Source organism: Bifidobacterium sp. WK012_4_13 (assembly GCF_041080835.1).
In the GTDB taxonomy this organism is placed as follows: domain Bacteria; phylum Actinomycetota; class Actinomycetes; order Actinomycetales; family Bifidobacteriaceae; genus Bombiscardovia; species Bombiscardovia fermentum.
In genome coordinates, this window is sequence record NZ_CP129683.1 from 85,614 (window position 1) to 111,618 (window position 26,005).

Annotated in this window: 18 protein-coding genes; 17 read left to right on the top strand and 1 reads right to left on the bottom strand. The window is 58.5% G+C overall.

Annotated features, from left to right (window positions below):
• The first annotated feature begins 28 nt into the window (after positions 1 to 28).
• The 9 genes from gltB to metF all read left to right on the top strand — a co-directional run bounded on the left by gltB (position 29) and on the right by metF (position 14,118).
• Entirely contained in the window at positions 29 to 4,600 is a 4,572-nt protein-coding gene (gene gltB, locus QN062_RS00340) for a glutamate synthase large subunit (RefSeq protein ID WP_369341668.1), read from the top strand.
• A 1-nt stretch (position 4,601) separates the two neighbouring features.
• Positions 4,602 to 6,134 (top strand): glutamate synthase subunit beta, encoded by a 1,533-nt coding sequence (locus QN062_RS00345; protein ID WP_369341669.1) that lies wholly within the window; start codon positions 4,602 to 4,604, stop codon positions 6,132 to 6,134.
• A 113-nt stretch (positions 6,135 to 6,247) separates the two neighbouring features.
• The gene (locus QN062_RS00350; RefSeq protein WP_369341670.1) at positions 6,248 to 6,700 is read left to right on the top strand and encodes a tripartite tricarboxylate transporter TctB family protein; all 453 of its coding nucleotides are present in this window, start codon (positions 6,248 to 6,250) and stop codon (positions 6,698 to 6,700) included.
• Positions 6,701 to 6,743: 43 nt separating this feature from the next.
• Positions 6,744 to 7,979, top strand: coding sequence for a glycogen synthase (gene glgA, locus QN062_RS00355; RefSeq protein ID WP_369341671.1), 1,236 nt, complete (start codon positions 6,744 to 6,746; stop codon positions 7,977 to 7,979).
• 1 nt (position 7,980) lies between these two features.
• Positions 7,981 to 8,826: an ABC transporter ATP-binding protein gene (locus QN062_RS00360; protein WP_369341672.1), complete on the top strand. Its 846-nt coding sequence runs from the start codon at positions 7,981 to 7,983 to the stop codon at positions 8,824 to 8,826.
• Between the two features lie 72 nt (positions 8,827 to 8,898).
• On the top strand, positions 8,899 to 10,014 hold the full coding sequence (locus QN062_RS00365) for a tRNA (adenine-N1)-methyltransferase (protein ID WP_394854708.1): 1,116 nt from the start codon (positions 8,899 to 8,901) through the stop codon (positions 10,012 to 10,014).
• A gap of 62 nt (positions 10,015 to 10,076) precedes the next feature.
• Positions 10,077 to 10,637, top strand: a complete 561-nt coding sequence (locus QN062_RS00370; protein WP_369341673.1) for a histidine phosphatase family protein — start codon at positions 10,077 to 10,079, stop codon at positions 10,635 to 10,637.
• 317 nt (positions 10,638 to 10,954) lie between these two features.
• Positions 10,955 to 13,267, top strand: a complete 2,313-nt coding sequence (gene metE, locus QN062_RS00375; RefSeq protein ID WP_369341674.1) for a 5-methyltetrahydropteroyltriglutamate--homocysteine S-methyltransferase — start codon at positions 10,955 to 10,957, stop codon at positions 13,265 to 13,267.
• 2 nt (positions 13,268 to 13,269) lie between these two features.
• Positions 13,270 to 14,118, top strand: coding sequence for a methylenetetrahydrofolate reductase [NAD(P)H] (gene metF, locus QN062_RS00380; protein ID WP_369341675.1), 849 nt, complete (start codon positions 13,270 to 13,272; stop codon positions 14,116 to 14,118).
• Positions 14,119 to 14,258: 140 nt separating this feature from the next.
• Here metF and QN062_RS00385 read toward each other — a convergent pair whose 3' ends face one another.
• Positions 14,259 to 14,798 (bottom strand): N-acetyltransferase family protein, encoded by a 540-nt coding sequence (locus QN062_RS00385; protein ID WP_369341676.1) that lies wholly within the window; start codon positions 14,796 to 14,798, stop codon positions 14,259 to 14,261.
• A gap of 116 nt (positions 14,799 to 14,914) precedes the next feature.
• Here QN062_RS00385 and QN062_RS00390 point away from each other — a divergent pair, with 116 nt between their 5' ends.
• The 8 genes from QN062_RS00390 (at position 14,915) to pyrE (ending at position 25,571) form a co-directional block, all read left to right on the top strand.
• Positions 14,915 to 18,124, top strand: coding sequence for a bifunctional [glutamine synthetase] adenylyltransferase/[glutamine synthetase]-adenylyl-L-tyrosine phosphorylase (locus QN062_RS00390; RefSeq protein ID WP_369341677.1), 3,210 nt, complete (start codon positions 14,915 to 14,917; stop codon positions 18,122 to 18,124).
• A 378-nt stretch (positions 18,125 to 18,502) separates the two neighbouring features.
• A complete protein-coding gene (gene pyrB, locus QN062_RS00395; RefSeq protein ID WP_369342611.1) occupies positions 18,503 to 19,486 on the top strand; it encodes an aspartate carbamoyltransferase in 984 nt (327 codons plus the stop codon).
• On the top strand, positions 19,486 to 19,905 hold the full coding sequence (locus QN062_RS00400) for an aspartate carbamoyltransferase regulatory subunit (protein ID WP_369341678.1): 420 nt from the start codon (positions 19,486 to 19,488) through the stop codon (positions 19,903 to 19,905). The genes pyrB and QN062_RS00400 overlap by 1 nt, the downstream gene beginning before the upstream one ends.
• Before the next feature lie 14 nt (positions 19,906 to 19,919).
• On the top strand, positions 19,920 to 21,629 hold the full coding sequence (locus QN062_RS00405; RefSeq protein ID WP_394854727.1) for a dihydroorotase: 1,710 nt from the start codon (positions 19,920 to 19,922) through the stop codon (positions 21,627 to 21,629).
• A 207-nt stretch (positions 21,630 to 21,836) separates the two neighbouring features.
• The gene (pyrF, locus tag QN062_RS00410) at positions 21,837 to 22,910 is read left to right on the top strand and encodes an orotidine-5'-phosphate decarboxylase (protein ID WP_369341680.1); all 1,074 of its coding nucleotides are present in this window, start codon (positions 21,837 to 21,839) and stop codon (positions 22,908 to 22,910) included.
• 71 nt (positions 22,911 to 22,981) lie between these two features.
• Positions 22,982 to 23,902: a dihydroorotate dehydrogenase electron transfer subunit gene (locus tag QN062_RS00415; protein ID WP_394854728.1), complete on the top strand. Its 921-nt coding sequence runs from the start codon at positions 22,982 to 22,984 to the stop codon at positions 23,900 to 23,902.
• On the top strand, positions 23,899 to 24,861 hold the full coding sequence (locus tag QN062_RS00420; protein ID WP_369341682.1) for a dihydroorotate dehydrogenase: 963 nt from the start codon (positions 23,899 to 23,901) through the stop codon (positions 24,859 to 24,861). The genes QN062_RS00415 and QN062_RS00420 overlap by 4 nt, the downstream gene beginning before the upstream one ends.
• Positions 24,855 to 25,571 carry an orotate phosphoribosyltransferase gene (pyrE, locus tag QN062_RS00425; RefSeq protein ID WP_369341683.1) on the top strand — a complete coding sequence of 239 codons (717 nt, stop codon included), beginning with the start codon at positions 24,855 to 24,857 and terminating at the stop codon, positions 25,569 to 25,571. Before QN062_RS00420 ends, pyrE begins: the two co-directional genes overlap by 7 nt.
• Positions 25,572 to 26,005: the final 434 nt, after the last annotated feature.

A 26,005-nucleotide genomic window follows, 5' to 3' on the forward strand; every position in this document is an offset into this window, starting at 1 on the left:
TTCCGCCCACCCTAGAGAGGTGATATCAGTGACTTTCAGAGCACCACTTGATCTTACTGTTCATAATGCACAGGGATTATACGATCCTGCCAACGAGCATGACGCATGTGGTGTCGGTATGGTCACTACCTTGAACGGGGTGCCGGAACGTTCCATCGTGGACAAGGCGATAGAGGTTCTTGTCAATCTCGATCATCGCGGTGCGGTCGGGGCTGAGAAGAACACCGGTGACGGTGCTGGAATCCTGATCACGATGCCGGACGAATTCATGCGTGCGACCGTCGAGACAGAGCTTCCCGAGCAGGGAGGCTATGCAGCGGGCATCGTCTTTCTGGACCGAGACATCGCTCTGGGCGCCCAGCAGGAGCAGGCGATCGCCTCGATAGTCGAAGAGGAAGGCCTTTCCGTCCTCGCATGGCGCGACGTGCCGACGAATCCGAATGGACTGGGACTGCAGGCTCTGAGTACGATGCCCGCCTTCAAGACCTTGGTCATCGCAGATTCCGATGGCAGCGTGAAGGGGATGGACCTGGAGCGCCGAGCCTTCCGCGTCCGGAAGCGAGTCGAGCATGCGGTGGGCGTGTACTTCGCTTCGCTTTCGACAAAGACCATCACCTACAAGGGCATGCTCACCACGATGCAGCTTCAGCCCTTCTTCCCGGATCTGTCGAATCCGCTGATGAAGGCCCGCATCGCCATCGTCCATTCGCGCTTCTCGACCAACACCTTCCCCAGCTGGCCACTTGCCCAGCCATTCAGGCTGCTTGCCCATAACGGCGAGATCAACACCATCCAGGGCAACCGTAACTGGGTCTCCGCGCGTGAAGGCCGTCTGAGCTCGGAGCTGCTCGGCGACATCTCACAGCTGCTGCCCATCAACACTCCTGGGTATTCCGATTCCGGTACCTTCGATGAAACCCTGGAGTTGCTGTATCTGGCAGGCCGGTCGCTGCCTCACGCAGTATCCATGATGCTGCCGCCCGCCTGGGAGAAGGACAAGACTCTTGATCCCGATGTCCGGGCGTTCTATGAATACAACAACACCCTTATCGAGCCTTGGGACGGACCTGCCAACATCATCTTCACGGACGGCGATCTGGTCGGCGCGCAGCTTGACCGCAACGGACTGCGCCCCGGTCGCTGGCAGCTGATGGACGACGGGTATCTCGTCCTCGCATCGGAGACCGGCGTCCTGGACAGGATTCCGCAAAGCGGCATAGCTCGCAAGGGGCGTCTGGAACCGGGCAAGATGTTCCTGGTCGATGTCAATGCCGGGCGGATAGTTCCCGATCCTGAGATTCGCAGGAAACTAGCCGAACAGCACCCATACCGGTCTTGGGTCGAGGGCAATTCCGTCGAGATGAGCGAACTGCCGTCCCGAGCGCATGTCAGCCATTCCGGCATGTCCGTGCAGCGTCGTCAGCGAGCGTTCGGATACACCGAGGAGGACCTGAAGATCCTGCTTGCCCCGATGGCCAATGGCGGCAAGGAACCACTGGGAGCCATGGGCAACGACACTCCCATGGCGGTGCTGTCCTCGCGTTCGAGAATGCTGTTCGACTACTTCACCCAGAAATTCGCGCAGGTAACGAATCCACCCCTTGACTGGGAGCGCGAAGAGATAGTCACCTGCCTGGAATCGGCGATCGGTCCGGAGCCGAACCTGCTCGAGGACTCGGAGCTGCATGCCAAGAAGATACTGATTCCGAATCCGGTCGTGGACTCTGACCAGATGGCTCAGCTGAAGCGTCTCGACAAGGCCCGGATACTCGATAACTACTACAAGCCATTCGTGGTGAAGGGACTCTATCAGGTCGCCGGAGGCGGCAAGGCGCTCAAGGCACGGCTTGACGAGATATTCCAGCAGATCGACGATGCGATCGAGGCGGGAAAGAACTTCATCGTGCTGTCCGACCGAGATTCGAACCATACCTGGGGTCCGATACCCTCGCTGCTGATGACCAGCGCAGTGCAGCACCATCTGCTGCGTCGACACACCAGGACGCAGGTCTCGCTGGCGGTCGAGGCCGGAGACGTGCGTGAGGTGCATCATGTGGCACTGCTCATCGCCTATGGCGCCGCATGCGTGAATCCATATCTTGCCTTGGAATCCGTGGAGAATCTTTCCGAGCGCGGCTATCTGAACGTATCCGGCGAGCAAGCCGCCAAGAATCTGATCAAGGCGCTGAGCACAGGCGTCCTGAAGATCATGAGCAAGATGGGTGTGAGCACGATCATGTCGTACCGTGGCTCGCAACTGTTCGAGGCGATTGGCCTGAGTCAGGACATCGTGGACAAGTACTTCACAGGGACTACGTCTCGTGTCGGGGGCACCGGACTTGACGAGATCGCCGAGGAGGTGGCGATACGCCACCGGGTCGCGTATCCGACCCAATGGACCGCGCGTCCGCACAGAAACCTGCGCTCTGGTGGCGACTACAAGTGGCGCAGGACCGGCGAGGAGCATCTCAACGACCCTGAGTCGATATTCCTGCTGCAGCAGTCCACCCAGCGTGGCGACTATGACATGTTCAAGCAGTATTCGCATCACATCAACGACACCTCGAACCGTCTGATGACGCTTCGAGGCCTGATGAAGTTCAATCACAACCGCAAGCCCATCGATATTAGCGAGGTCGAACCCGCATCGGAGATAGTCAAGCGCTTCTCGACCGGAGCGATGAGCTACGGTTCGATCTCCCAGGAGGCGCACGAGACCCTTGCCAAGGCGATGAACAGGCTTGGGGCGCGTTCGAACTCCGGTGAGGGCGGCGAATCCCAGGATCGCATCGAGGACCCGTCAAGAACGAGCCGCATCAAGCAGATCGCCTCGGCGCGCTTCGGCGTGACCAGCGACTATCTCGTCTCTGCGACCGATCTGCAGATCAAGCTTGCGCAGGGCGCCAAGCCTGGCGAAGGCGGTCATCTGCCCGGTGCGAAGGTGCCGCCATGGATCGCCGAGGTCCGAAGGGCGACCCCAGGCGTTGAGCTGATCTCTCCGCCACCTCACCATGACATCTATTCGATCGAGGATCTGAAGCAGCTGATCAATGATGCCAAGATGGCCAACCCGAAGGCACGCATCCATGTCAAGCTCGTTTCCGAGTTCGGAGTCGGCACCATCGCCGCAGGAGTCGCGAAATGCTATGCGGACGTGGTGCTGATATCCGGCTATGACGGTGGTACCGGTGCAGCGCCTCTCAACGCCATCAAGCATGCGGGCACGCCTTGGGAGATCGGTCTCTCCGAAACGCAGCAGACGCTGATTCTCAACGGTCTGCGCAGCCGCATCGTTGTCCAGTGCGACGGCGAGCTGAAGACAGGCAGGGATGTCGTGGTGGCGGCGCTTCTTGGCGCGGAGGAATTCGGCTTCGCCACCGCCGCGCTTATCGTGGAAGGCTGCGTGATGATGCGCGTATGCCATCTGAACACCTGCCCTCAGGGCATAGCCACGCAGGATCCTGAGCTGCGCGCCCGCTTCCGTGGCAAGCCCGAGCATGTCGTGAACTTCTTCATGTTCATCGCCGAGGAGGTCCGTGAGATCCTCGCGGAGCTTGGCTTCCACACCTTGGAGGAAGCGGTCGGCCACGTCGAGATGCTCGATCAGAACGAGGCGATCAGCCGCTGGAAGTCCGGTGGCATCGATCTGTCGAATGTCCTGATGCAGGCAGGGCCGACGCCCGGCACGATCCTGCATCACACCATCGATCAGAACCATGAGCTTGAGAAGGCCCTCGACAATCGTCTGATTCAGCTTGCCGAGCCCGCCCTGGAACGCAGGGAGCCGGTGCTGATAGACGTGCCGATTCGTAACGTCAACAGAACCGTCGGCACGATGCTCGGCTATGAGATCACCCGACGCTACAAGGCGCAGGGTCTGCCCGATGACACCATCGACATCACCCTTCACGGTTCGGGTGGGCAGTCCATCGGCGCATTCATTCCGCGCGGCGAGACTCTGCGCATCTATGGCGAGGTCAATGACTATGCCGGAAAGGGACTCTCCGGCGGACGCATCATCGTGCGCCCGGCCGAGGACATCCATTTCGATCCGCACGAGAACGTCATCTGCGGCAATGTGACGGGCTTCGGCGCGACCTCCGGGCAGATGCTGATCGCAGGCAAGGCTGGGGAGCGCTTCGCGGTCAGAAACGGCGGTGCAAGCTTCGTCGTGGAGGGCGTCGGCGATCATGGCTGCGAATACATGACTGGCGGAACGGTTGCGATTCTGGGGCCGACCGGTCGAAACTTCGGAGCCGGGTTCTCCGGCGGCAATGCGTATGTGCTTGACTTGGACATGCGCAAGGTGAATCCATCGGCGAGCGTCAATGGCTCCCTGAAGTTCCTTCCAGTCGAGGGGGAGTATGCAGTCGAGCTTCACTCCCTGGTCAAGCAGCATGCGGAGGAGACCGGTTCGCAGACGGCCATGAAATTGCTGGAGGACTGGGAATCGGGTCTGAGCCGTTTCACCCACGTCGTGCCAACGCAATATCTCGCGATGAAGAAGGCCATGGAGCAGGCGCATAGGGAACATGTAGATTTCAACCAGCCTGGGGCCTGGGAATCGTTGTACGAGCGGGTTGTGGAAGGAGCGCACTGAAATGACTGATCCAAGGGGATTTTTGAAGGTTCGCACACGCAGGGAGCTCAAGGAACGTCCGGTTTCAGAGCGCATCAAGGACTGGCAGGATGTCCACGCCGAGTTCGGTCTGCAGGACTTCACGAAGAATCAGGCGGCCCGCTGCATGGATTGCGGCACGCCATTCTGCATGACAGGCTGCCCGCTCGGCAATCTGATACCCGAATTCAACGATCTGGTCCGTCAGGGCAAGTGGGAGGACGGATACAACCGCCTTTCCGTCACCAACAACTTCCCTGAGGTCACCGGACGTGTCTGCCCCGCTCCATGCGAGCAGGCATGCGTTCTGGCGATACACCAGCCCGCGACGATGATCAAGCTCGATGAGCAGACGATCATCGATGAGGCATGGAAGCTTGGATACGTCAAGCCTCAGCCACCACAGCGCCTTACCGACATGACCGTCGCCATCGTCGGATCCGGCCCTGCCGGACTGGCATGCGCACAGCAGCTTACAAGGGCTGGCCACACCGTGGTCGTCTATGAGCGCGCGGATGCCATCGGAGGACTGATGCGCTATGGAATTCCGAACTTCAAGCTTGACAAGTCGCTTATCGACATGCGCCAGGAGCAGATGGAGGCGGAGGGAACCCGCTTCCGCACCAACGTCGAGATTGGCAAGGACATCAGCTGGGACGAGCTCCGCAGCCGCTACGATGCGGTCATAGTCGCCATCGGCTCGACGGTTCCCAGGAACATTTCAATCCCGGGCAGGGAATTGAAGGGAATCCATTTCGCCATGGACTTCCTGCCCGATGCGACGCGCATGGTGTGGGGCAAGAAGCCCATCAACGGCATCACCGCGAAGGACAAGCATGTGGTCATCATCGGCGGTGGCGACACCGGATCCGACTGCCTGGGAACCTCGATACGTCAGGGAGCGAAGTCCGTGACGGTCCTGCAGATCAATCCCAAGGAACCTGACCATCGTCCGGACAAGGATCCGTGGCCGACATATGCGCGCACCTATCAGAAGACCTCGTCCATGGAAGAAGGCGGACAGTACCTCTACAGCACCGACTCCGTCGAATTCGAGGCGGATGAGGCAGGTGACACCGCCGTCGACATTCAGGAACACGCCACGGCTGAAAGCTTCATCGCCGACGAGAACGGTCATATCACAGGTCTGAAGGTCGTTGACGTCGCTCCCGGGGACAATGGCCCATTCACGCGCCAGCACGGGACGGAACGCATCCTCCCAGCCGATCTGGTACTCATCTCCATCGGGTTCCTGCACCCAGACACCGAGACCTTGGTCGATCAGCTTCCAGTGGAACTCGACAAGCGCGGGAACGTCGCCAGAGACAACGACTTCGCCACGTCGCAGGAAGGCATGTTCGTCTGTGGAGATGCCGGCAGAGGTCAGTCCCTCGTCGTCTGGGCCATTTCCGAGGGACGCAGCTGCGCTGCGGCAGTCGACAAGTTCCTGACCGGCAACACCGAGCTGCCAGCGCCGATCACCGCAACGCAACGCCCGATGATGCTTCCGCGATAAGCCGTTACACTTAGGGCTAGGAGCAGTCCGTCGTTCGGCATCCAGCCACCCGTTCGGTTGGATGCCGTCTGCTGAGCACGGACTCCGAGCTTGCATGGTGTGAGAGGAGCAATATGCCTAACCGTTCCCAACGCAGGGCCAATGCGCGCAACGAGCGCAAGGGAATACCAAGTCAGTACGATCAGACCCGAGGTCGCGGGCGTGGCGGCATGATAGATGAACAGTCGCTTCAGGAAAAGTCGCGCAGGATTCAAGCCAAGGAAGATGGCGCGTGGAAGCCGACGTCTCATGTCGATGTAGACATTCAGAAGACGGCAAGCGATACGCGTGCGATGCCATCAATCGAGGCGCCGCGCAGCGTGAGGCAATGGCTCCGCATTCTATGCTGGACACTGATAGTCATTTCGGCATGCGCCTTCGTCGTGATCATGTGGATTTCCAGCACACCGCTATGGCTCGTCATCACAGTATCGGTCGCCTTCGCGGTTGGAGTGCTCAGCCTGATCCTTGTGGGAGGATCCCCACGAGACAATCCCAATCTTGACGACAACGGGACTGCGGTCTGACCATGGCAATCGCACGGAATCGTGCAGTAAGGAAGAGATTGATATGAAGGTCGACATACTGACACGTGAATATCCTCCGCATATCTATGGTGGTGCCGGAGTCCATGTCGAAGAACTGTCCAAGGTCCTGGCGGAACGGATCGATGTGACCGTCCGAGCCTTCGATGGAGCTCGAACGGCTGCCGACATTCCTGCGATTCCCGGCGGCAATCATTCCGGAAGCCTGCATCTCGTGGGCTATGACGCACCGGAATATCTGGAGGACAGCAATGCCGCGCTGAAGACCTTTGGCGTCGATCTGAGCATCGCATCGGATGTCAAGGCAGACCTGGTCCATGCCCATACGTGGTACACCTGTCTCGCAGGCCGCGTCGCGGCTCAGCTCAACGACATACCACTGGTCATCACCGCGCATAGTCTGGAACCCTTCCGCCCGTGGAAGGCCGAGCAGCTGGGGGGCGGCTATCGTCTGAGTTCATGGGCAGAGAAGGACGCCTATGAGTCGGCCGACCGCATCATCGCCGTTTCCGCAGGCATGCGCAAGGATATCCTGACTGCATATCCCCAGGTCGATCCAGAGCGGGTATGCGTGGTACATAACGGCATCACGCTCGGTGATTTCACACGTCCCGCGGAAGATGACGATGCCTGGAATGTGTTTGACCGCTATCACATCGATCGCAACAGGCCGACGCTGCTGTTCGTCGGCAGAATCACCAGGCAGAAAGGGCTGCCATATCTGCTCAGCGCCTTGCATCTGATTGACAGGGACATTCAGGTGGTGCTCTGCGCGGGTGCCCCTGACACTCCCGAAATCGCAAGCGAGGTCAGAAACGCGTTCAGGAAGCTGGATGAGGAGCGGGGCAATATCGTCTGGATCGAAGAGATGCTTCCCCGTCCTGAACTGAGAGCCTTGGAACATGGCTGCGATGCCTTCGTATGTCCGAGCATCTACGAACCGCTTGGCATCGTGAATCTTGAGGCGATGGCGTGCGGACTTCCGGTCGTCGCGAGTGCAACCGGTGGCATACCCGAGGTCGTCGTCGATGGAGAGACCGGATATCTGGTGCCGATCGAGCAGCTTCAGGATGGCACGGGCACGCCGATCCATCCGGATGCATACGTCCATGACCTCGCCGAGGCGATAGACAGGATGTTCTCTGACCTGCAGCAGGCGGAACGCATGGGAGAGTGCGGCTATGAGCGTGCCCGCGACAGATTCTCCTGGGAAAGCATCGCCGATCAGACCATCGATGTGTACAGACAGGCGTTGAGGTGACATGGAAGTCCTTGCACTGAAGGATGTTGAGTTCCGTCGTCAGCGTCGAGTCATTCTCCGCGACGTCAATCTGACGGTTCAACAAGGGGAGAAGTGGATTCTCTTCGGTCCCAGTGGCATCGGCAAGTCAAGCCTGGTGGCGATGATGAGTACGCGAGGATTCCCGAGCTCCGGGTCCGTCGACATTCTCGGCAACAGACTGGGTAAGGTCGATGTGTTCTCGTACCGGCATCGCATAGGGCTGTCTTCGGCGGAACTCTCACGGGCCTTTCCTCCGCAGGAGGATCCGCTCGACATCGTCGTGACTGCGCTCACCGCGACGACCGGCAAGTGGCGCGACTCATATACCGATGCGGAGTATGGGCGTGCTCGTTCGCTGATGCGTGAATTCGGCATTGAATACCTTGAGGGCAAGCAGATGTTCAAGCTATCCGAGGGGGAGAGAACCCGAGTGCTGATCTGCAGGGCGTTGATGGCGGACCCCGACCTGCTGATCCTTGACGAGCCGACGACAGGTCTCGATCTGGGCGGGCGCGAGCTTGTTCTCCAAGCCCTGGGGCGCATCGGAGCGGATCCGCACAGAACGGTGCTGCTTGTCACGCATAGGCTTGAAGAGATTCCTCAGGGGTTCGATCACGTTGCGATCATGGGGCGGTTGTCTGGCAATGAGGCGGACGCCCACCAGGATGCGGTCACTGGCCGCGATCCGGAGCCGGGAACGATAATCTATCAGGGCGATCTGGAACATGGCTTCACGGCCGAGAGACTCAGCGAGATATTTGGCATCGACCTGTCTGTTTCCTCGGCCCAAGGGCGGTGGGCTGCATACGCTCGGCATCGGGACTGAACCGAACTGCGACCGTGTGGAGCTTCGCACGACGCTGTATAATTCTCGACCGAACGGTGATATGGAGGAATTATGCCGAAGAGAGGTCCCCTTTGCGTGGGGGAAAAAGTGCAGCTGACCGATCGCAAGGGAGCAATGATCACGGCCCTGCTTGAGCATGGTGAGGTCGTGCAGACGCAGCGAGGGGTGATACCCCATGACGATGTGATCGGTCTGGTCGAGGGGTCCATCGTGACGACGCGAAGCGCGGCCGCGTTGCATCAGATGCAGCTGGGGCAGGGTGCAGGCATGGCGCCAGCATCGACGGGCGATGACGACGGGTCCATCCAAGATGCGAAGAAGCCTTGGAAGGCGGCACGACGGCTTGGTGGCTGGTCATATACGGTCATGAGGCCGCGCTTGGCGGATTATGTGCTTTCGATGCCTCGCGGCGCGCAGATCATGTACCCGAAGGACATCGCCCAGGTATTGACGATGGGGGATATCCGCTCCGGCATGCGTGTGCTGGAGTCAGGCGCGGGTTCTGGTGCGATGAGCCTGAACCTGTTGGATGCAGTCGGTTCCGAAGGTCATCTAACGACCATCGAAAGGCGTTCGGAGTTTGCACGCATCGCGGGATTGAATGCTTCCGTGTACTTCGGTGGAATGCCGAAGCGCTGGGAGCTGCTCACGGGTGATTTTGACACGGTTGCCAAGGATTGCACGGAGCATGGCTATGACCGCGTCGTCTTGGACATGCTTGATCCCTGGAACAGGCTGGAAGCGGTTGAGCGACTTATCGTTCCCGGAGGCGTGCTCAGCGCCTACGTGACGACGACCACGCAGATGAGTCGTCTTGTCGAGCAGATGCGCGAGCGCGGTTCGTGGACGGAGCCGGAAGTGTCCGAAACCCTGCAGCGGGACTGGAAGGTTCAGGGCTTGGCGGTGCGTCCGAACCATCAAATGATAGGGCACACCGGCTTCATCGTTGTCTCTCGGGCGATGAGTCCCGGCATCGAGGCGTTGCGCAAGCGCGAGCGGGCGACCAAGGACACCTATGCCGACATTGATGGTGCGACTGCGGCAGAGTCTCTGGAAGAGCTCGAGCTGCGCGATATTTCCGATCGGAAGCTGCGCAAGGTCCTGCGCGACCTGGAGCACCAGGCAACTGTAGTAGAGTCAGGAATGGAGCAGGGGGCTCTTGAATAGGTCGTTGCATTCAGACAGCGGATCGTTGCTGCGATGCTGAATGAGTTGCTGAGGAGTTGCTGATGAACGTCAACCTTCGAAAGCTGAAGAAAAGTCTTCGTTCTCGTGCGTATGTGCTCATCGTCATGAGACATGCGAAGGCCGAGTCGCTGGGTGAGGATGGCGACCGGACTCGCAGAATAACCGATAAGGGGAAGAAGCAGGCGAAGGAAGTCGCAAAGGGGCTTGACTTCCTTGACCTGGTTCCTGACCGGATCGCCACCTCGAGCGCTGACCGAACCATGGAAACGCTGAACCGGATGCTTCGGTATTTCGGGGATGGTCCCAAGGTCGATGTCAGACTCAGCCTGTACCAGGGAGGCATTCAGTCGGTGCTTGATGAGATTCAAGCCACCAAGCCAAAGCGACGCGTTCTCATGATCCTTGGTCATGAACCCACCGTTTCCGTGAGCTGCGAATGGCTGGCGACCTCGGATTCCGATCCGAGCCAGCTTGATCTGTTGAATCTTGGACTGTCGCCTGCAAGTCTGGCGATCTTCGCCTGTGACAGGCCCTTCAACGAATGGACGGTGCACGGCGCCGAACTCATTGCGGTGCTGACGCCGCATGATTTCAATTCTTGAACGCATCGTCTGCACATGCTGCTCGTGGCATGGTGGCATCGTGTCATCATCACCGTGCAGGCCCCGCCATCGGTGGCATCGTGCGTCAAGGCGGCTGCAGATGGCTCGGATTGGCACGGCATCGTCATATGGATGTCGATGTTGAGTCCCTATACTTGCAGATGAGCAAGGCAACCGCAATCACGTGTTGGACTGGGAGTGCATGTGCAGCAGGGTATAGATTTTGGTTATAACGACACACCATTCATTATAATTACCTGTAGAGGCTATCGCTTGATACCCTTCTTGGGGTTGCAACATCATACATTGGAGGAAGCATGTCCGCACTCACTTCGGTAATCGGTTTCCCGCGCATCGGTTCGAACAGGGAACTGAAACGGTCGATAGAAAGTTATTGGAGAGGCAAATCGACTCTGGAGGATATGCAGGGCACGGCTCGCGAGCTGCGTGCGAAGCATTGGAAGCTTCAACGGGATGCCGGAATCGATCTGATTCCAAGCAACGATTTCAGCTATTATGACCAGCTGCTGGATACATCCATCCTGCTGGGCGCTGTCCCGCAGCGATACAGCAAGCTCTCGCTCGGCGCGGAGGATACCCTCTTCGCAATGGGACGCGGCTATCAGGGAGAGCGAGGCGATGTCACCGCCCTGCCAATGAAGAAGTGGTTCACGACGAACTATCACTATCTGGTTCCTGAAATCGACGATTCCGAAGAAATCGCGCTCAATGGCACCAAGCCCTTTGACGAATTCAACGAGGCCAAGGAACTGGGCATCGTCACCAAGCCGGTGCTGATCGGCCCCTACACCTTCCTCAAGCTCGCCCGTCGTCCTGAAGGGGCGCCACTCACGCTCGACAAGGGCCTTGTCAACGCAGTCGCCCGGGTCTATGCGCAGGTGCTTGCCCGCTTTGCCGAGTTGGGTGCCCAATGGGTCCAGTTCGATGAGCCATATCTCGTGCTGGACAAGTCCGAGGGCGACGTGGAACTGTTCAAGACCCTCTATGCGAAGATTCTTCCAGCCAGAGATGGCGACAATGGTTCGGTGAAGCTGCTGCTGCAGACCTATTTCGGTCACATCGCGGATATCTATGAAACTGTAAGGCTCTTTGAATTCGACGGCGTGGGACTTGATTTCGTCGAAGGGGCTGACGACAACCTCGCCGCATTGAAGAAATTCGGTGTGGCCGAAAGGACAACGATTTTCGCCGGTGTCGTCAATGGTCGAAACATATGGCGCAACGACTACGCCGACAGCCTTGGGGTGCTCGATGCAGTGCGCCAGGTAACCGACCGCGTTGTGGTCTCCACGGGATGTTCGCTGCTCCATGTTCCATTCAGCGTGGAAGGTGAGGATGGACTGAGTCCTGAGGTGCGCCGACATTTCGCATTCGCTGTCGAGAAGCTGCAGGAGCTCAAGGAAATCGCAGCATTGTCTTCGAATAACGAAGCCGCCCTGAAGAATTCCAAGGAACTCGCCGCCAACCAGTCATTGTTCGACGGTCATCGCGTCGAAGCCGATGCGAAGGTCTCCGAACGCATCGAAGCCCTTCAAACCAGTGACTTCACCCGTCTTCCTGAGCGCAGGGAACGCCAGGCCGAGCAGCGTGAGGAACTGGCATTGCCACTGCTTCCCACGACGACAATCGGGTCGTTCCCCCAGACCAGGGAGATACGTGCCGAACGCGCGCAATTCCGCAAGCACGAGATTTCGCAGGATGAATACGATACCTTCATCAAGCGGCACATCGACGAGGTCCTCGAAAGGCAGGAACGCATCGGTCTCGACGTGCTGGTGCATGGCGAATTCGAGCGCAACGACATGGTCGAATACTTCGGCCAGCATCTCAATGGCTTCCTCTTCACCAGGAACGCATGGGTCCAGTCCTATGGAACCCGCTGTGTCAAGCCTCCGATCGTCTGGTCCGATGTTTCCCGCGCGCAGCCCATCACGGTCGCATGGAGCGCATATGCGCAGTCACGCACGACGCGTCTGGTCAAGGGCATGCTCACCGGTCCTGTCACGATCCTGAACTGGTCCTGGCCGCGCGAGGATGTCAGCCATAAGCTGCAGACCACGCAGCTTGCCCTTGCCATCCGAGACGAAGTGCTCGATCTGGAGGATGCGGGAATCAAGGTCATTCAGATCGATGAGGCAGCCCTGCGCGAAAAGCTGCCGCTGCGCCGCAGCGACTGGCACAAGCGCTATCTCGACTGGGCGATCCCGGCCTTCAGGCTGGTGCATTCCGGCGTCAGGCCGACGACTCAGATCCACACGCATATGTGCTACTCGGAGTTCAATGACATCATCAAGGACATAGATGCGATGGATGCCGATGTTATCTCGTTCGAAGCATCCCGTTCCGATCTTACGGTTCTGGACGCCATCCACGACGCCCACTTCGAAACCGAGGCCGGACCCGGCGTATATGACATCCATTCGCCACGCATCCCTTCCGAGGCAGAGATCGAGACCCGAATCGACGAGATCCTTGACAAGATGGATTCGTCCGCGGTCTGGATCAATCCTGACTGTGGCCTGAAGACCCGTGGCGATGCCGAAACATGGCCAAGTTTGGAGCATATGGTGGCCGCCGCCCAGGCAGTCCGCGCGAGGTTGGAGCGCTAGCCATGCATGCTCCGATGTTCTCTCTTGAGGTCTTTCCGCCGCGCAGAACCGCGCCTGTCGGAACCATCTATGACACGATGGACGGGCTGCAGGGCATGCATCCCGACTTCATCTCGGTCACCTATGGCACCGGAAAGCAGGCCGACCGCACGGCGACGGCGCGCATCGCGAATACGATTCGCGCGGAATATGGGATTCCTGCAGTCGCACATCTGACAGCGCGCTACGCAGACCGGGACGAGATAGACCGTGAGCTCGACCTGTTCGAGGATGCGGGGGTGAAGGCGACGCTGGCCTTGCGCGGCGATTCGCGGGTGGATACGGATCCATGCGGAGAATTCAAGCATGCCAGCGATCTTGTCAGCTACATTCGTGAGCGCAAGCCCGAAATGAAGGTGTATGCGGCCTGCTATCCGGAAGGCCATCCTGAGGCCGCGAATCTCGATGCCGACATCGACAATCTGAAGACCAAGGTCGATGCAGGGGTCGATCATCTGATATCGCAGCTTTTCTTCGACAACGAGGACTATCTGCGATTCCTTGACAAGGTTCGCAAGGCTGGCATCGGCGTACCCATCGAGGCTGGCATCATGCCCGTCACCAATGCCTCCCGCGTCAGGCATATGGTCGGCATGTGCGGGTCACGGATTCCCTCCACGGTCGAGAAGATGATCGAGCGTTGGGGTGACGATCCTGATGCGATGCAGGAGGCTGGCATCATCTATGCCTCTGCTCAGATTTCCGACCTTGTCGCGCGAGGCGTCGACGGCATCCATCTCTATACGATGAATAAGGCCGTGACGACCCGGCGCATCTGGAACAACGTAAGGCCGCTGTTCCATTCGCGATAGGCTGTTCGCCAGATGCACGATGCATGGCTGCGGATCGCTGCAGGCATGCGTGCGGATATTCGAGCATGGCCCCGGGCAAGAAGCTCAGGGCTGCTGTCTGTGGTTTCCTACGGCATTCGTGCCAGGCGCGGATGCTTCGGTCAGTCCTGGCTGGCTGTTCTGGGACGGTCGTGTCCGTGCTGAAGCCCCAGCGGGCCATTGGTCATTTCCAGACTCTGCGTATCGAAGTCGTCCGGGATGAGGTGACCGGTCGAGCGGAAACCCATATGTTTATAGAAGCCGATGGCGTGGGCATTGCCAGTGAATACCGTCAGGGCGGCGTATGGCTCAGGCATTATGGAGAGCGCGGCATCGATGAGACGTGTCCCGACGCCCTCATGCTGGGCGGATCTGAGCACATAGAGCGCGCCTATCTCGGATGCGTGCGGTGTGACCAGCTCCTCGCCCGTCTGGGGAAGATACTCCACAAAGCCCACTATCGCGTCATGCCTCACAGCCACGAGCGTGTATCGGGGGTCATGCCGCTTCGTGACCCTGAGTGCGAATTCGGGTGTGACGAGCGAGACGAATTCGTCCGGGAGCATACCCTCATAGGTCTCATGCCATGTCAGTGAGTGGACGACAGCCTTCTCCTCGAAACGTTCCGGAGTGAGTTCTTCGATGGTTAACGGTGATTCCATGGCTTTCATGATAGCCGCACCGAATTTGCCATTCCTGTCATGGTTCGTTTGTCATGGTTCGTTTGCCACCAGGAACTTCCGACATGGTGGGAAGTGGCATGGGGTAGATTGACTGTATGGAGAACATCAATGCCGTGCTTGGCTCAAAGAATCTGATTCGTGCAGGGTTGCAGCATCTGGAATCCGCCCGAACTGCCTTGGAACAGCTCTGCGGCGAAGGACTTGATGAGCGGTGCGTCTCCCACCTCCTTGAGAGCATCGCAGAGGTATGCGATCCCGATATGGCCTTGAGAAGCCTTCAAGACATCATTCGTTCATACCATCAGCGTGGCGCTCGTCTGCGCCAAAGCCTGCCTGAGGACTCACAGTTGTCGAATCTGATTGGGGTGCTTGGCGTGTCCAAGGCGATGGGCTTTCTGATGATGAGCCGACCGGATCTGGTCGAATCGGCGGGAAGAGACCCGCACGGGACGCTTGACTACGATGCGGCGCAACGTTGCTCTACGATGCTGGCTGCCTCAGGCTGTCGCATGGAGGCGGAAGATGGCAGCGAAGGGGAGCGGAACAACTGCGAACGGTATGGGAACGCCGCTGGTCTGGTCAATGCCGAGGAAGATTCGGTCGGCACGGATTCAACGGGCAGCACTGCGCCGTATCGGGCTGCGGCCCCATCCCTGCCGGATGCGGTGAACGGCCTACGCCGTGAATACTATCGCCAGCTTGCTGCCATCATGGCCTTCGACGCTCGCAGCCACAATCCGATCGACATTCAGCCGAAGGTCAGCACCATGCTTTCGGCTCTTGCCGATGCTGCCCTCGAAGCGGCGCTTTCCATTGCCAAGCGCAACGTCGAGCATGGCGACGTCTGTCGATTCGCGATAATCGGCATGGGCAAGCTGGGATCGAAAGAGCTGAACTATGTTTCGGACGTCGATCTGATATATGTCGTCGAACCTGCGGCTGAAGGCGTTGACAATCAGCGATTGATACGCGTGGGCAGCAGGATCGCCACGATGCTTCAGAAAATCTGCCAGTCCGTCATTCCAGGCGTCACCGAACCAGCTCTCTGGCAGATCGACGGGGGACTGCGCCCAGAGGGGAAGGACGGTCCACTCGTTCGACGTCTGCAATCTCACCTGGGATATTACGAACAGTGGGCGGAAAGCTGGGAATTCCAAGCATTGCTGAAAGCTCGGCCGGTGGCTGGCGATGCGGAGCTCGGCAAGGCATACTATGGTTCGACACGTCCCTTCGTATGGAGTGCCTCGAAGCGGAGCAACTTCGTGTATGACTGCCAGCGCATGCGCAAGCGAGTCGAATCGCTGATTCCAGACGCGTTGAAGGACCGTGAGATCAAGCTCGGCCGTGGAGGGTTGCGCGACGTCGAGTTCACGGTTCAGATGCTGCAGCTGGTCCACGGCAGGACCGACTCGAGTCTGAGAACCGCCTCGACGCTGGAATCGCTGCGGGCACTTGCCGATGGTGGATATGTCTCTCGCAGACAGGCGACGCAGCTGTCGCAGGACTACCGCTTTGAGCGGGTTCTTGAACACCGTCAGCAGATGTGGGAGCTGAAGCGGACCCATCTCTTCCCGGATATGGGAAAGGGCAGCTATGGAGGCATGGAACGCGTGCGTGAGATAACGCGGGAGGAATTGGATGCGAATGTCGATCTTCGCAGACTCGCCCGCGCATTCAATATCCATCCCGATGAGTTGATGAACCGCTTCGATGCCACCCGGCGGGAAATTCGCAGACTGCATCAGGATATCTATTATCGTCCCATGCTGCCCATAAGCGCCCAGACGCAGACTGAAGACATCAGATTGAGCAGTCAGGCGGCGGAGGATCGATTTGCATCCATTGGCTTCGCCGATCCGCAATCGGCGATGCGACATGTGGAATCGCTCACGACTGGTCTTTCAAGAGCCTCGAAAATCAACCGCATCCTGCTTCCCGCCGTGCTGGAATGGCTTGGTGAAGGGCAGAATCCGGATATGGGCCTACTCGGTTGGAGAAGCATTGAGGAGCGCTTTGGCACGGGAAGCCAGTATCTGGGATTCCTTCGTGACTCGCCGTCCGCGGCGCAGCGCCTGTGTCACATCCTGTCGAATTCAAGATTTCTTGGAGAGGCCTTGCGAAAGTCTTCCGAATCCATCACCTGGCTTGGCAACGATCAGCAGTTGCAGCTTCGATCTGACGAAAGCCTGCGCACGCAGACTCGCTCGGCTGTCGAGCGCTTTGCCGACAGACCAGCGGAGTTCGCAAACTCCATACGTGCCATGCGACGCCATGAGATAGAGCGCATCGGCCTCGGATGGATGAGCCATGTGCTGAACGACAACGAATGCCTTCAGGGCATGACAGACGTTTATGATGCGATCCTATCCGCCTCCTTGCGGTGGGCGATCGAAAGGCAGGCCGATCAGTCAGGGGTGGTGCAGAGCCCCGCGAAGCTCGTGATCGTAGCGATGGGACGATATGGCGGCAACGAGGTGAATTTCAGCTCGGATGCGGACATAATCGCCGTCTACGAGCCCAATGATGGCGTCGATCCACGTGAGGCGAATCTATTCGCGCTGCATGTGCTTGACGATATGCGCCTTGTGCTGTCCGGTGCCGTAAGCGTCGAGGAAAAGATCGATCTTGACATGGATCTGCGGCCCGAAGGCAAGAATGGGCCATTGGTCCGGTCATATGAATCGTGTCGCGAATACTATCATTCCTGGGCAAGCACATGGGAGTCACAGGCACTGCTCAGAGCGCGCGTGGCGGCGGGTGACACGGGCTTGGGAGACAGACTCATGAGCGAGGTCATCGATCCGATCCGATACCCCAGACAGACACTTCATGAGGAGCAGATCGCCGAAATACGCAGGCTCAAGGCGAGAATGGAGGCCGAACGCCTGCCTCGAGGAGTCAGAAGGGACAGACATATCAAACTGGGCAAGGGAGGTCTGTCCGACATCGAATGGACGGTGCAGCTGCACCAATTGCAGCATGCGAACGAGATTTCGACCTTGCGGACCACATCGACCCTGCCTGCGCTTGAGGCCTTGCGCGATGCCGGTCTCATCAACGCCGAGGACGCGGATAACCTTCGCGAGGCCTGGATGCTGTGCACGGCAGCGCGCAACGGCAACTATCTGTGGTCAGGCCGCGCCTCGCGCGCTGACATCCTGCCGGATGACGGCTACTCCCTGGGCGGCATAGGAATATATCTCGGCTACGCCGCGCATCAGGGCCAGCGCTTCGAGAATGACATGCTCGGGAAGATGCGCCGGTGCAGGGAAATCACAGATCGGCTGTTCTATGGCATCATGTGACGTCTTCTGACTCCCAGAATGCAAGTTTTTGGCACTTCCCACAGTATGCACGGGCTGAATCCCTGATATCTGGCTCAGATTCGCACGGCATTTCAGGCAATTCGTGAATCCATACCTTGACAAGTGCCAAAAACTTGCAAACTCGCTTGAAATGGTGGGGATCATGCTGCCTTGGAGCTCACCCGTGCTGAGATGCCACCAAAACATGCCTTTGTTGCGTTGTTAACAAAACTTGCCTATTGTTGACTAGGTCACGTCAATGTGGCCACCTTATCGCAGAAAGGTGAGCCGTTGCCCGACAATAACAATTCGGATTTCCCAGCAGAAACTTCATCTGCCCGTGCTGAATCCACATCACAGTCGGTTACGCAAGCTGGTATTTCGGGGAATACCTCCACACTAGTAGGTCACAGCGTCGTCACACTGGATGATCTTTCAGTTCAACAAATCAGTGAGCTGCTTCGCAAGGCCGAATACATCGATTCGCATCGGAAGCAGGTGATGCACGCCTGTGACGGAAGGATTCTCGCCACGCTGTTCTATGAGCCGAGCACCAGAACCCGTCTGAGCTTCGAAACCGCGATGCTTCGTCTCGGAGGGAGCGTCATCGGCTTCGCAGGGGCGCAGCTGTCGAGCGTCTCCAAGGGCGAATCCATATCCGATACCTTGAAGACCGTCAGCAACTACGCCGATGTCGTCTCGATTCGTCATCCAAAGGAGGGCGCCGCGCTGGTGGCCTCGCGTGCCGCGAACGTTCCGGTCATCAATGCAGGCGATGGCGGGCACATGCATCCGACCCAGACGCTGGCAGACCTCGCCACGCTGACCTCGCGGTTCGGCAGAGTCACGGATCTTACCGTCGGACTGTGCGGTGACCTGACATTCGGACGAACCGTGCATTCGTTGATTTCCACGCTCTGCCGATTCGGCAACGTCCGTTTCGTGCTCATCAGCCCGGAGGAGTTGAAGACGCCGCAGTATGTGTTGGATCGCATCAACGACACGCCCAGCTGCTCCTATGTGCAGACACGCGATCTGGCAGGCGTCATAGGCGATTTGGACGTGCTGTACATGACCCGCGTGCAGAAGGAGCGCTTTTTCAACGAAGACGACTATCTCCGTCTGCGCGATACATACATCCTGGATGAGGGAAAGCTGAGATTCGCCAAGCCAGACATGGCAGTGCTTCACCCGTTGCCCAGGGTCAACGAGATTGCGGTCGAGGTTGACGACGATCCGCGCGCCGCATATTTCGAACAGGTCAAGAATGGCATGCTCATGCGGATGGCACTCGAAAGCTCCGTCCTGGGAGATGAGCTTCCAGGCTATGATGCCTGGGCAGGGAAGGAGGTGGCCGCCTGATGGAAGTCACCAGCGTCACCAACGGAATCATCATCGATCATGTTCCGGCAGGAACGGCACTGAAGGTGCTGCAGTTCCTCCACATCGATCCCGCAAAGGCCAAGCTTGCGCTCATCATGAATGCGAGCAGCAGACGCTATGGCAGCAAGGACATCATCAAGATCGAGGACGAGACCGGCGTCGACCTGAATGTGCTGGGCCTCATCGCTCGCCAGGCGACGGTGGACATCGTCAAGGGTGGCAGGATCATCGACAAGCAGAGGCCAAGCCTTCCCGAACATGTCGTCAACGTCATCAACTGTGCGAATCCAAGATGCGTCACCACCACGGAGCATGGCATCGATCAGATGTTCCATCTGATGCACACCGAACGTCAGGAATACCGTTGCGATTATTGCGACGAGGAGGCAAAGATCTGATGGCTGCCGCATCAATGCAGCCGCCGGATGCCTCTCGACATGCTGCCCGTGGTCTGTTCCGCGTCGTTTTCCATGGACTCCGCGTCTGGAATAGCGGTGAAATCATTGATGTGGCATTGCCACCGGCGGCATTGAACGATGCCATCGATGACGGGGGACTGTTCTCCAATCTGCAGACCCCCGCGACCCAGGGCGGCGGATCGGCAAGGACGGCCCTTTCGCAGCAGCCGGTCCTTCCGAATGGTTCAGTCTGCGAACGAAGCATTCACATCGACGCAGATGGGCTCACGATTGCGCCTGGACTGTGCGATCCGCACGTTCATTTCCGCGATCCAGGTCAGCGTGACAAGGAGGACATGCTTTCGGGCTGCCGCGCCGCTGCGGCAGGCGGGTTCACCACCGTCCTGCTGATGCCGAACACAGCTCCAGCCATGGACGGAAGACATGTCGATGTCGCCTCGGCAGGATCGGACGATGCAGATGGCATACAAGACATGCGCGAGTCAGGCCATGATTCGGTGATCGATTATCTTCAGCATTACGCGCAGTCGCATGGTGTCGTTCTGCCTGCAAAGTTCCTGCTCAGTGTGTGCGCAAGCGTCGGAAGGTCTGGGCTCAAGGCAAGCGATCCTCAGGACTGGATGCGATATCTGCGCTCTGAGATCGCCCTGGACCCGTCGGATGCGGCGATGGCCGAACATCCGCTGGTTGCGATAAGCGATGACGGTTCCGCGGTGACCTCACGGACCTTGGCCGAGGTCGGCGCCAATGCCAGGCGCTTCTCGCTGCCGATACTCGATCATTGCGAGCACCACGAGACGGGCGTGATGAATGATGGCGTGACTTCGAGGCATCTCGGTCTGCCAGGCATCCCCGCTGCCACGGAGCTTGCCATAGTCGCCCGGGACATCGAGTTCGCACGGCAGACCGGCACGCACATGCACTTGCAGCATGTGAGCACCGCGCTTGCCTTCGACGCCATACGCAAGGCCAAGGGCGAAGGGCTGCCGGTCACATGTGAGACGGCACCGCATTATCTGGCCCTTTGTGACGAGGATGTGCAGCGTTTCCAGACCTTGGCGAAGATGAATCCGCCGTTGCGAAGCGCCGCCGACCGCGATGCCACGATTGCTGCCGTGGCCGACGGGACGGTGGACATGCTTGCCACCGACCATGCGCCACACACCATGCACGAGAAGATGCAGGGCATGGTGAAGTCGCCCAATGGCATCATCGGCTTGGAGACTGCCTATGGCGTATGCCATCGGGTTCTGGTCGATAGCGGAGCGATCGACGACGAGCGGCTTATCGAGCTGATGTCGGTTGCCCCTGCGAGGCTGATGGGCTTCGAAGCCCCTGACATTCCTCGGCTGCTGGACACGCAGGCCGCAACGGCAGAGGACTCCGACAACGTCGAGGCCGAATCCCAAGGCAATGGTTCGGACAGAGGAGCCCCTGAACGCCGAATCCTGGATCTGAGCGGGTTGAATCGCAGCGCAGTGAATTCCAGCGCCTTTGATTACACGATTCTTGACACACGTGGCACATGGACGGTCAAGTCGGCGAACTTCCATTCGAAGGCGCGCAATACGCCATTCGAGGGCATGAAGGTTTCCGGCAGGGCACAGGCGACGATCCTCGATGGGCGGATCGCCTTCAGCCGGATCCCTGCGTCGCGGCTGACTGAAGTTTCGCGGCTGACCGGTGAAGACAAGCTTCGGTGATGCTGACCTCCATGCCGGCGGCGACCTTGGTGATGAGTTTGGCGGCGACCTTGGTGACGACTTCGATGACGCTGAACGGACCGAGATGGCTCGTCGCTCGTCCTTAGGAGCCATTCGACAAGGGCAAGGCAAGAACAGGGCCAAGGCAAGGAAAAACAGAGCAAGACAAGACAGAGCAAGACAAGACAGAGGGCATGGAAAGGGATTATGGACAAACTAGTCGAAGCCATACGGAATTTCGATAACCCGAGCGTCGTGGGCCTGGACCCCACGGTCTCCCTGCTTCCACCGCAGCTGCTGGAGGGCATGGAAGCAGGGATCGGAGACTTTGATACGGTGAAGGGCCAGGAGCTGTGGGTCGCCGCACTGAATCAGCGATTCATGGACTTCAACGCCAGCATCATCGACGCAGTGAAGGATATCGTTCCTGCCGTAAAGGTTCAGATTGCGATGTACGAGGCCTTGGGGCCTGCGGGCGTGCTCACCTTCGCGCAGACATGTCGGATGGCGCATGATGCTGGCCTCCATGTGATCGGCGATATCAAGCGCGGAGATATCGGTTCGACGGCGGCCGCATACGCGTCTCATCTTTCGGGCATCGCTCGTCCGAAAGATGAGACGGCACAGCCTTCACGCGAAGCCGCCAGCGCTGGTGCCAATGCGGCTGCAACGGATGCCGCGGCGGTCCACGCTTCGCATTCAGACCGGGAAATCGGATCATTCCCTTGGTTCGAGGATTCTGTGACGGTCAACCCATATCTCGGTTCGGATGGCATAGTCCCATTCGTCGATGCCGCCGATGAGGCCGACAAGGACATCTTTGTGCTTGTACGCACATCGAATCCGTCAAGCGACGAATTCCAGGAATTGATGACCGAGAACGGGGAGCGACTCTACGAACATGTTGCCGACCGGGTGGAGCAATGGGGCGCCGAATCCCTTGGGACGCATGGTTTCTCGCGTGTCGGGGCAGTCGTCGGTGCGACGCATCCGCAAGTCGGTGCGGCGCTTCGAGCCCGGATGCCGCATACGATGTTCCTTATCCCAGGCTATGGCGCGCAGGGGGGGACAGCGTCTGACGTGGCCGCTATGTTTGATATTCATGGTGAGGGTGCGATTGTGAACTCTTCGCGGGGCATCATCGGTGCCTGGCGCAAGGATCCGGCTTGCAAGGGCCCGCTTTCCATCGAAGATTCCCTGCATCTTGTGGGGATGAACGCTCGCCGGGCGGCGCTCGACATGCGAGCGAAGCTGAACACAGCATTGAACGAAAGGCCCTGATGCCGAACCAATTCATCCCGACGCGGATCAAGGCTTCGAACGAGGATTCCTCAGCTGAGAGATATGGGCACATGAGTCCGAATCATGAGAATTGTCCACATAATGAGATTTCTGGACTTTCGGTGTCTGCACGGGATGCAAGCTGCAGTGAAGCCTCTCGGCAGGGCGGTCTTGCCCACGGCGGTGGGAGCTCAGACGTCGTGATCGACGGTGCCAGCTATCTTCCGTCAAGGCATACGGTTCCGATAGTCAGCGTCGACATGCTTGACGAGGGCGTGGTGCAGCTTGTCATCCGAGACCGATACATCGCCGAACACGCGCAGCCTGCACAGTTTGCGAACCTCTATACGCATGACGGGCTTCGACTCATGCCGCGACCATTCGGCATATGCGAGATTCACGGCGACGAGGTGAGCTTCGTGTTTGCTATTGTCGGAGCAGGAACCGCACAGTTCTCGCGCCTGAAGGCAGGGGATCGGATCGATGTGCTGGGGCCTTTGGGCACAAGCTTTGACCTGGATGCCTCAGCCCGCTATCTGCTCGTCGGTGGAGGTCTTGGCGTACCCCCGCTGATTCAGGCAGCGCAGGAACTCCATCGCGAGGGCCGCACAGAGCAGGTCACGGCGATCTTTGGATATCGGAGGAATCATTTCGCCGATGCGATCGTCGGCCGATACACCGAGGATGTGCGCAGCATCGATGAGACGGAAGGCAATGTGATTACCGTGCTCGACAGGATGGAAGATGAACTGGCGCAGGGTTCGGATCGAATCGTCATACTTTCCTGCGGTCCTACGCCGATGATGAAGGCCATCGCAGGTTGGGCATCAAGACGCTCGATCCCCACGCAGTTCAACCTGGAGGAGCGCATGGGCTGCGGATACGGAACCTGTGTGGTGTGCGTCGTGGACACGATTCACGGCCGCAAGAAAGTCTGCCTCGATGGACCCGTGTTCACCGCACAGGAACTGGGATGGGAGGACGAAAAATGACATCTGTGACGACAGCACCATCGCCTCAGAATCTGCAGGGGATGGTGACGAAGCCATGGAAGCATTCGACCATGGTCGCAGGAGTGCCATGGAAGAATCTCGTGGGAACGGCATCGGGAACCTTCAACGTGGAGGCGTGCAGCAGATTCTATGATGTCTCTCAGATGGGCGCCGTCTCGACGAAGGGCGTCTCGATCGTTCCATGGGAAGGCAACCCGACGCCAAGAACCGCGGAGACCCCGGCAGGCACCGTGAACTCGGTCGGACTGCAGAACCCCGGCCTCGATCACTATCTGGCCAACGATCTGCCGATTCTCAAGCGCATGGGCGCGAATGTCATCACCAATGTCGCCGGTCACAGCGACGAGGACTACATCAGGGTGGTGGAACGCCTGGCCGACAAGCCATGCGACATGCTGGAAATCAATGTGAGCTGTCCGAACGTCTCGCATGGGGGAATGTCAGTGGGAACCGATGTGAACGCGCTGCATCACCTCATATCACAGCTCCGTGGCATAACGGACAAGCCCATGATCGTCAAGCTTTCTCCCAATGTCACCGATATCGTCAGCATCGCCAAGGCTGCCGTCGATGCCGGAGCCGATGCCCTGAGTCTCATCAATACCCTGGTTGGCATGAGAATCGACACGCGCACGGGAAAGCCGATTCTTGCCAACGTAACCGGTGGCGTCTCCGGCCCGTGCATATTCCCGATCGCCCTTGGCTTTGTATGGCGGGTTCGCAGAGCGCTGCCCGATATTCCAATCATTGGCATCGGTGGCATCTCGAGCGGTGACAATGCTTTGGAGTACCTTTATGCGGGAGCGAATGCAGTGGAGGTCGGAGCTGCGGCTTTGCTCGATCCTATAGCGCCTCTGCGAATCGCACGGGAGCTTGACGATCTGTTGGACACTCGACCTGAGTTGGCCGAGAAACTTGCGGAAGGACGCACATGGTAGCTTTTGACCCAATCAATGGTGAGACGATCAGTCAGAGGTTCACCTCGTTCCTTTTGCAGGTTGGAGCCTTGCGATTTGGCGACTTTACGCTGAAATCAGGCAGAAAGTCACCATACTTCATCAACGCCGGTGCTTTCGACAATGGCGAGAAGATAGCGCTTCTGGGTGAATTCTACGCACAGACCATCGTGCAGGCCGTCAAGAGCGGCGATCTGCCCGTCGACATCGACACGGTCTTCGGTCCGGCATACAAGGGCATTCCACTGGCTGTCTCGACATCGATTGCGCTCGCATCAGCACATGACATGCCCGTGGGATATACCTTTGACCGCAAGGAAGCCAAGGATCACGGCGATGGCGGCATCATGGTCGGAACGCAGCTTCGCGATGGCATGAAGGTACTGCTTGTCGACGATGTGATGACTGCCGGCACGGCCATCCACGAAGTGGTTCCGAAGCTGAAGAGCCAGGCGGATGTAGAGATCGTGGGATTGGTGCTGAGCGTCGATCGCATGGAGCATATCAATGGCTCAAAGCTGTCTGCGGTGGCATCGGTGGAGAAGGAGTTCGGATTCCCGGTGTTCAGCATCGCGAACGTTCAGGAGATCTTCGACACGGCAGCTCAGATGACCGAGGCCGACGGCACGCCCATCATCTCGGAGCAACTTCAGGAGCAGGCGCATGACTACTTCATCGAATATGGCTGCTGATCGGGCGCAAAGGTCCGATGCCGCACTCGCGGCGACGCAGGAGACGGCACGATTCTGCCGGAATGCCCGCATCTGACTCGAACGATCTTCCGCATCGGCCGACATGTCAAGTTTTGAGAACTTGCTCAAGTAGCAAAGCCCAAAAACTGCATCGGATCGACCGTCATGACGCCGTTTTCAACGGTTTATACTCAGCCAAGTTCTCAAAACTTGAATTCTCGATGTGGAATTCGATATATATGGCAAAAAACAGTTGCATCGAACTCGCTGAACGAGCTCTGACTTCTCGATCATTTCCAGAATCCGAACAGCGCCTTGCCGCATGACTGTGCCCTTCGTCACATTGCGATGACTCGGAACCACCGACTTTCCGCGGAAAATGGCGAAACATCATCTGCCATGCGATTGAAGTGTAATGAAGTAGACATTGGAAA

Coding starts and splice junctions, on each gene's coding strand:
- QN062_RS00345 (WP_369341669.1), top strand. CDS start 4,602: ATGACTGATCCAAGGGGATTTTTGAAGGTTCGCACACGCAGGGAGCTC.
- QN062_RS00350 (WP_369341670.1), top strand. CDS start 6,248: ATGCCTAACCGTTCCCAACGCAGGGCCAATGCGCGCAACGAGCGCAAG.
- glgA (WP_369341671.1), top strand. CDS start 6,744: ATGAAGGTCGACATACTGACACGTGAATATCCTCCGCATATCTATGGT.
- QN062_RS00360 (WP_369341672.1), top strand. CDS start 7,981: ATGGAAGTCCTTGCACTGAAGGATGTTGAGTTCCGTCGTCAGCGTCGA.
- QN062_RS00365 (WP_394854708.1), top strand. CDS start 8,899: ATGCCGAAGAGAGGTCCCCTTTGCGTGGGGGAAAAAGTGCAGCTGACC.
- QN062_RS00370 (WP_369341673.1), top strand. CDS start 10,077: ATGAACGTCAACCTTCGAAAGCTGAAGAAAAGTCTTCGTTCTCGTGCG.
- metE (WP_369341674.1), top strand. CDS start 10,955: ATGTCCGCACTCACTTCGGTAATCGGTTTCCCGCGCATCGGTTCGAAC.
- metF (WP_369341675.1), top strand. CDS start 13,270: ATGCATGCTCCGATGTTCTCTCTTGAGGTCTTTCCGCCGCGCAGAACC.
- QN062_RS00385 (WP_369341676.1), bottom strand. CDS start 14,798: ATGGAATCACCGTTAACCATCGAAGAACTCACTCCGGAACGTTTCGAG.
- QN062_RS00390 (WP_369341677.1), top strand. CDS start 14,915: ATGGAGAACATCAATGCCGTGCTTGGCTCAAAGAATCTGATTCGTGCA.
- QN062_RS00400 (WP_369341678.1), top strand. CDS start 19,486: ATGGAAGTCACCAGCGTCACCAACGGAATCATCATCGATCATGTTCCG.
- QN062_RS00405 (WP_394854727.1), top strand. CDS start 19,920: ATGCAGCCGCCGGATGCCTCTCGACATGCTGCCCGTGGTCTGTTCCGC.
- pyrF (WP_369341680.1), top strand. CDS start 21,837: ATGGACAAACTAGTCGAAGCCATACGGAATTTCGATAACCCGAGCGTC.
- QN062_RS00415 (WP_394854728.1), top strand. CDS start 22,982: ATGAGTCCGAATCATGAGAATTGTCCACATAATGAGATTTCTGGACTT.
- QN062_RS00420 (WP_369341682.1), top strand. CDS start 23,899: ATGACATCTGTGACGACAGCACCATCGCCTCAGAATCTGCAGGGGATG.
- pyrE (WP_369341683.1), top strand. CDS start 24,855: ATGGTAGCTTTTGACCCAATCAATGGTGAGACGATCAGTCAGAGGTTC.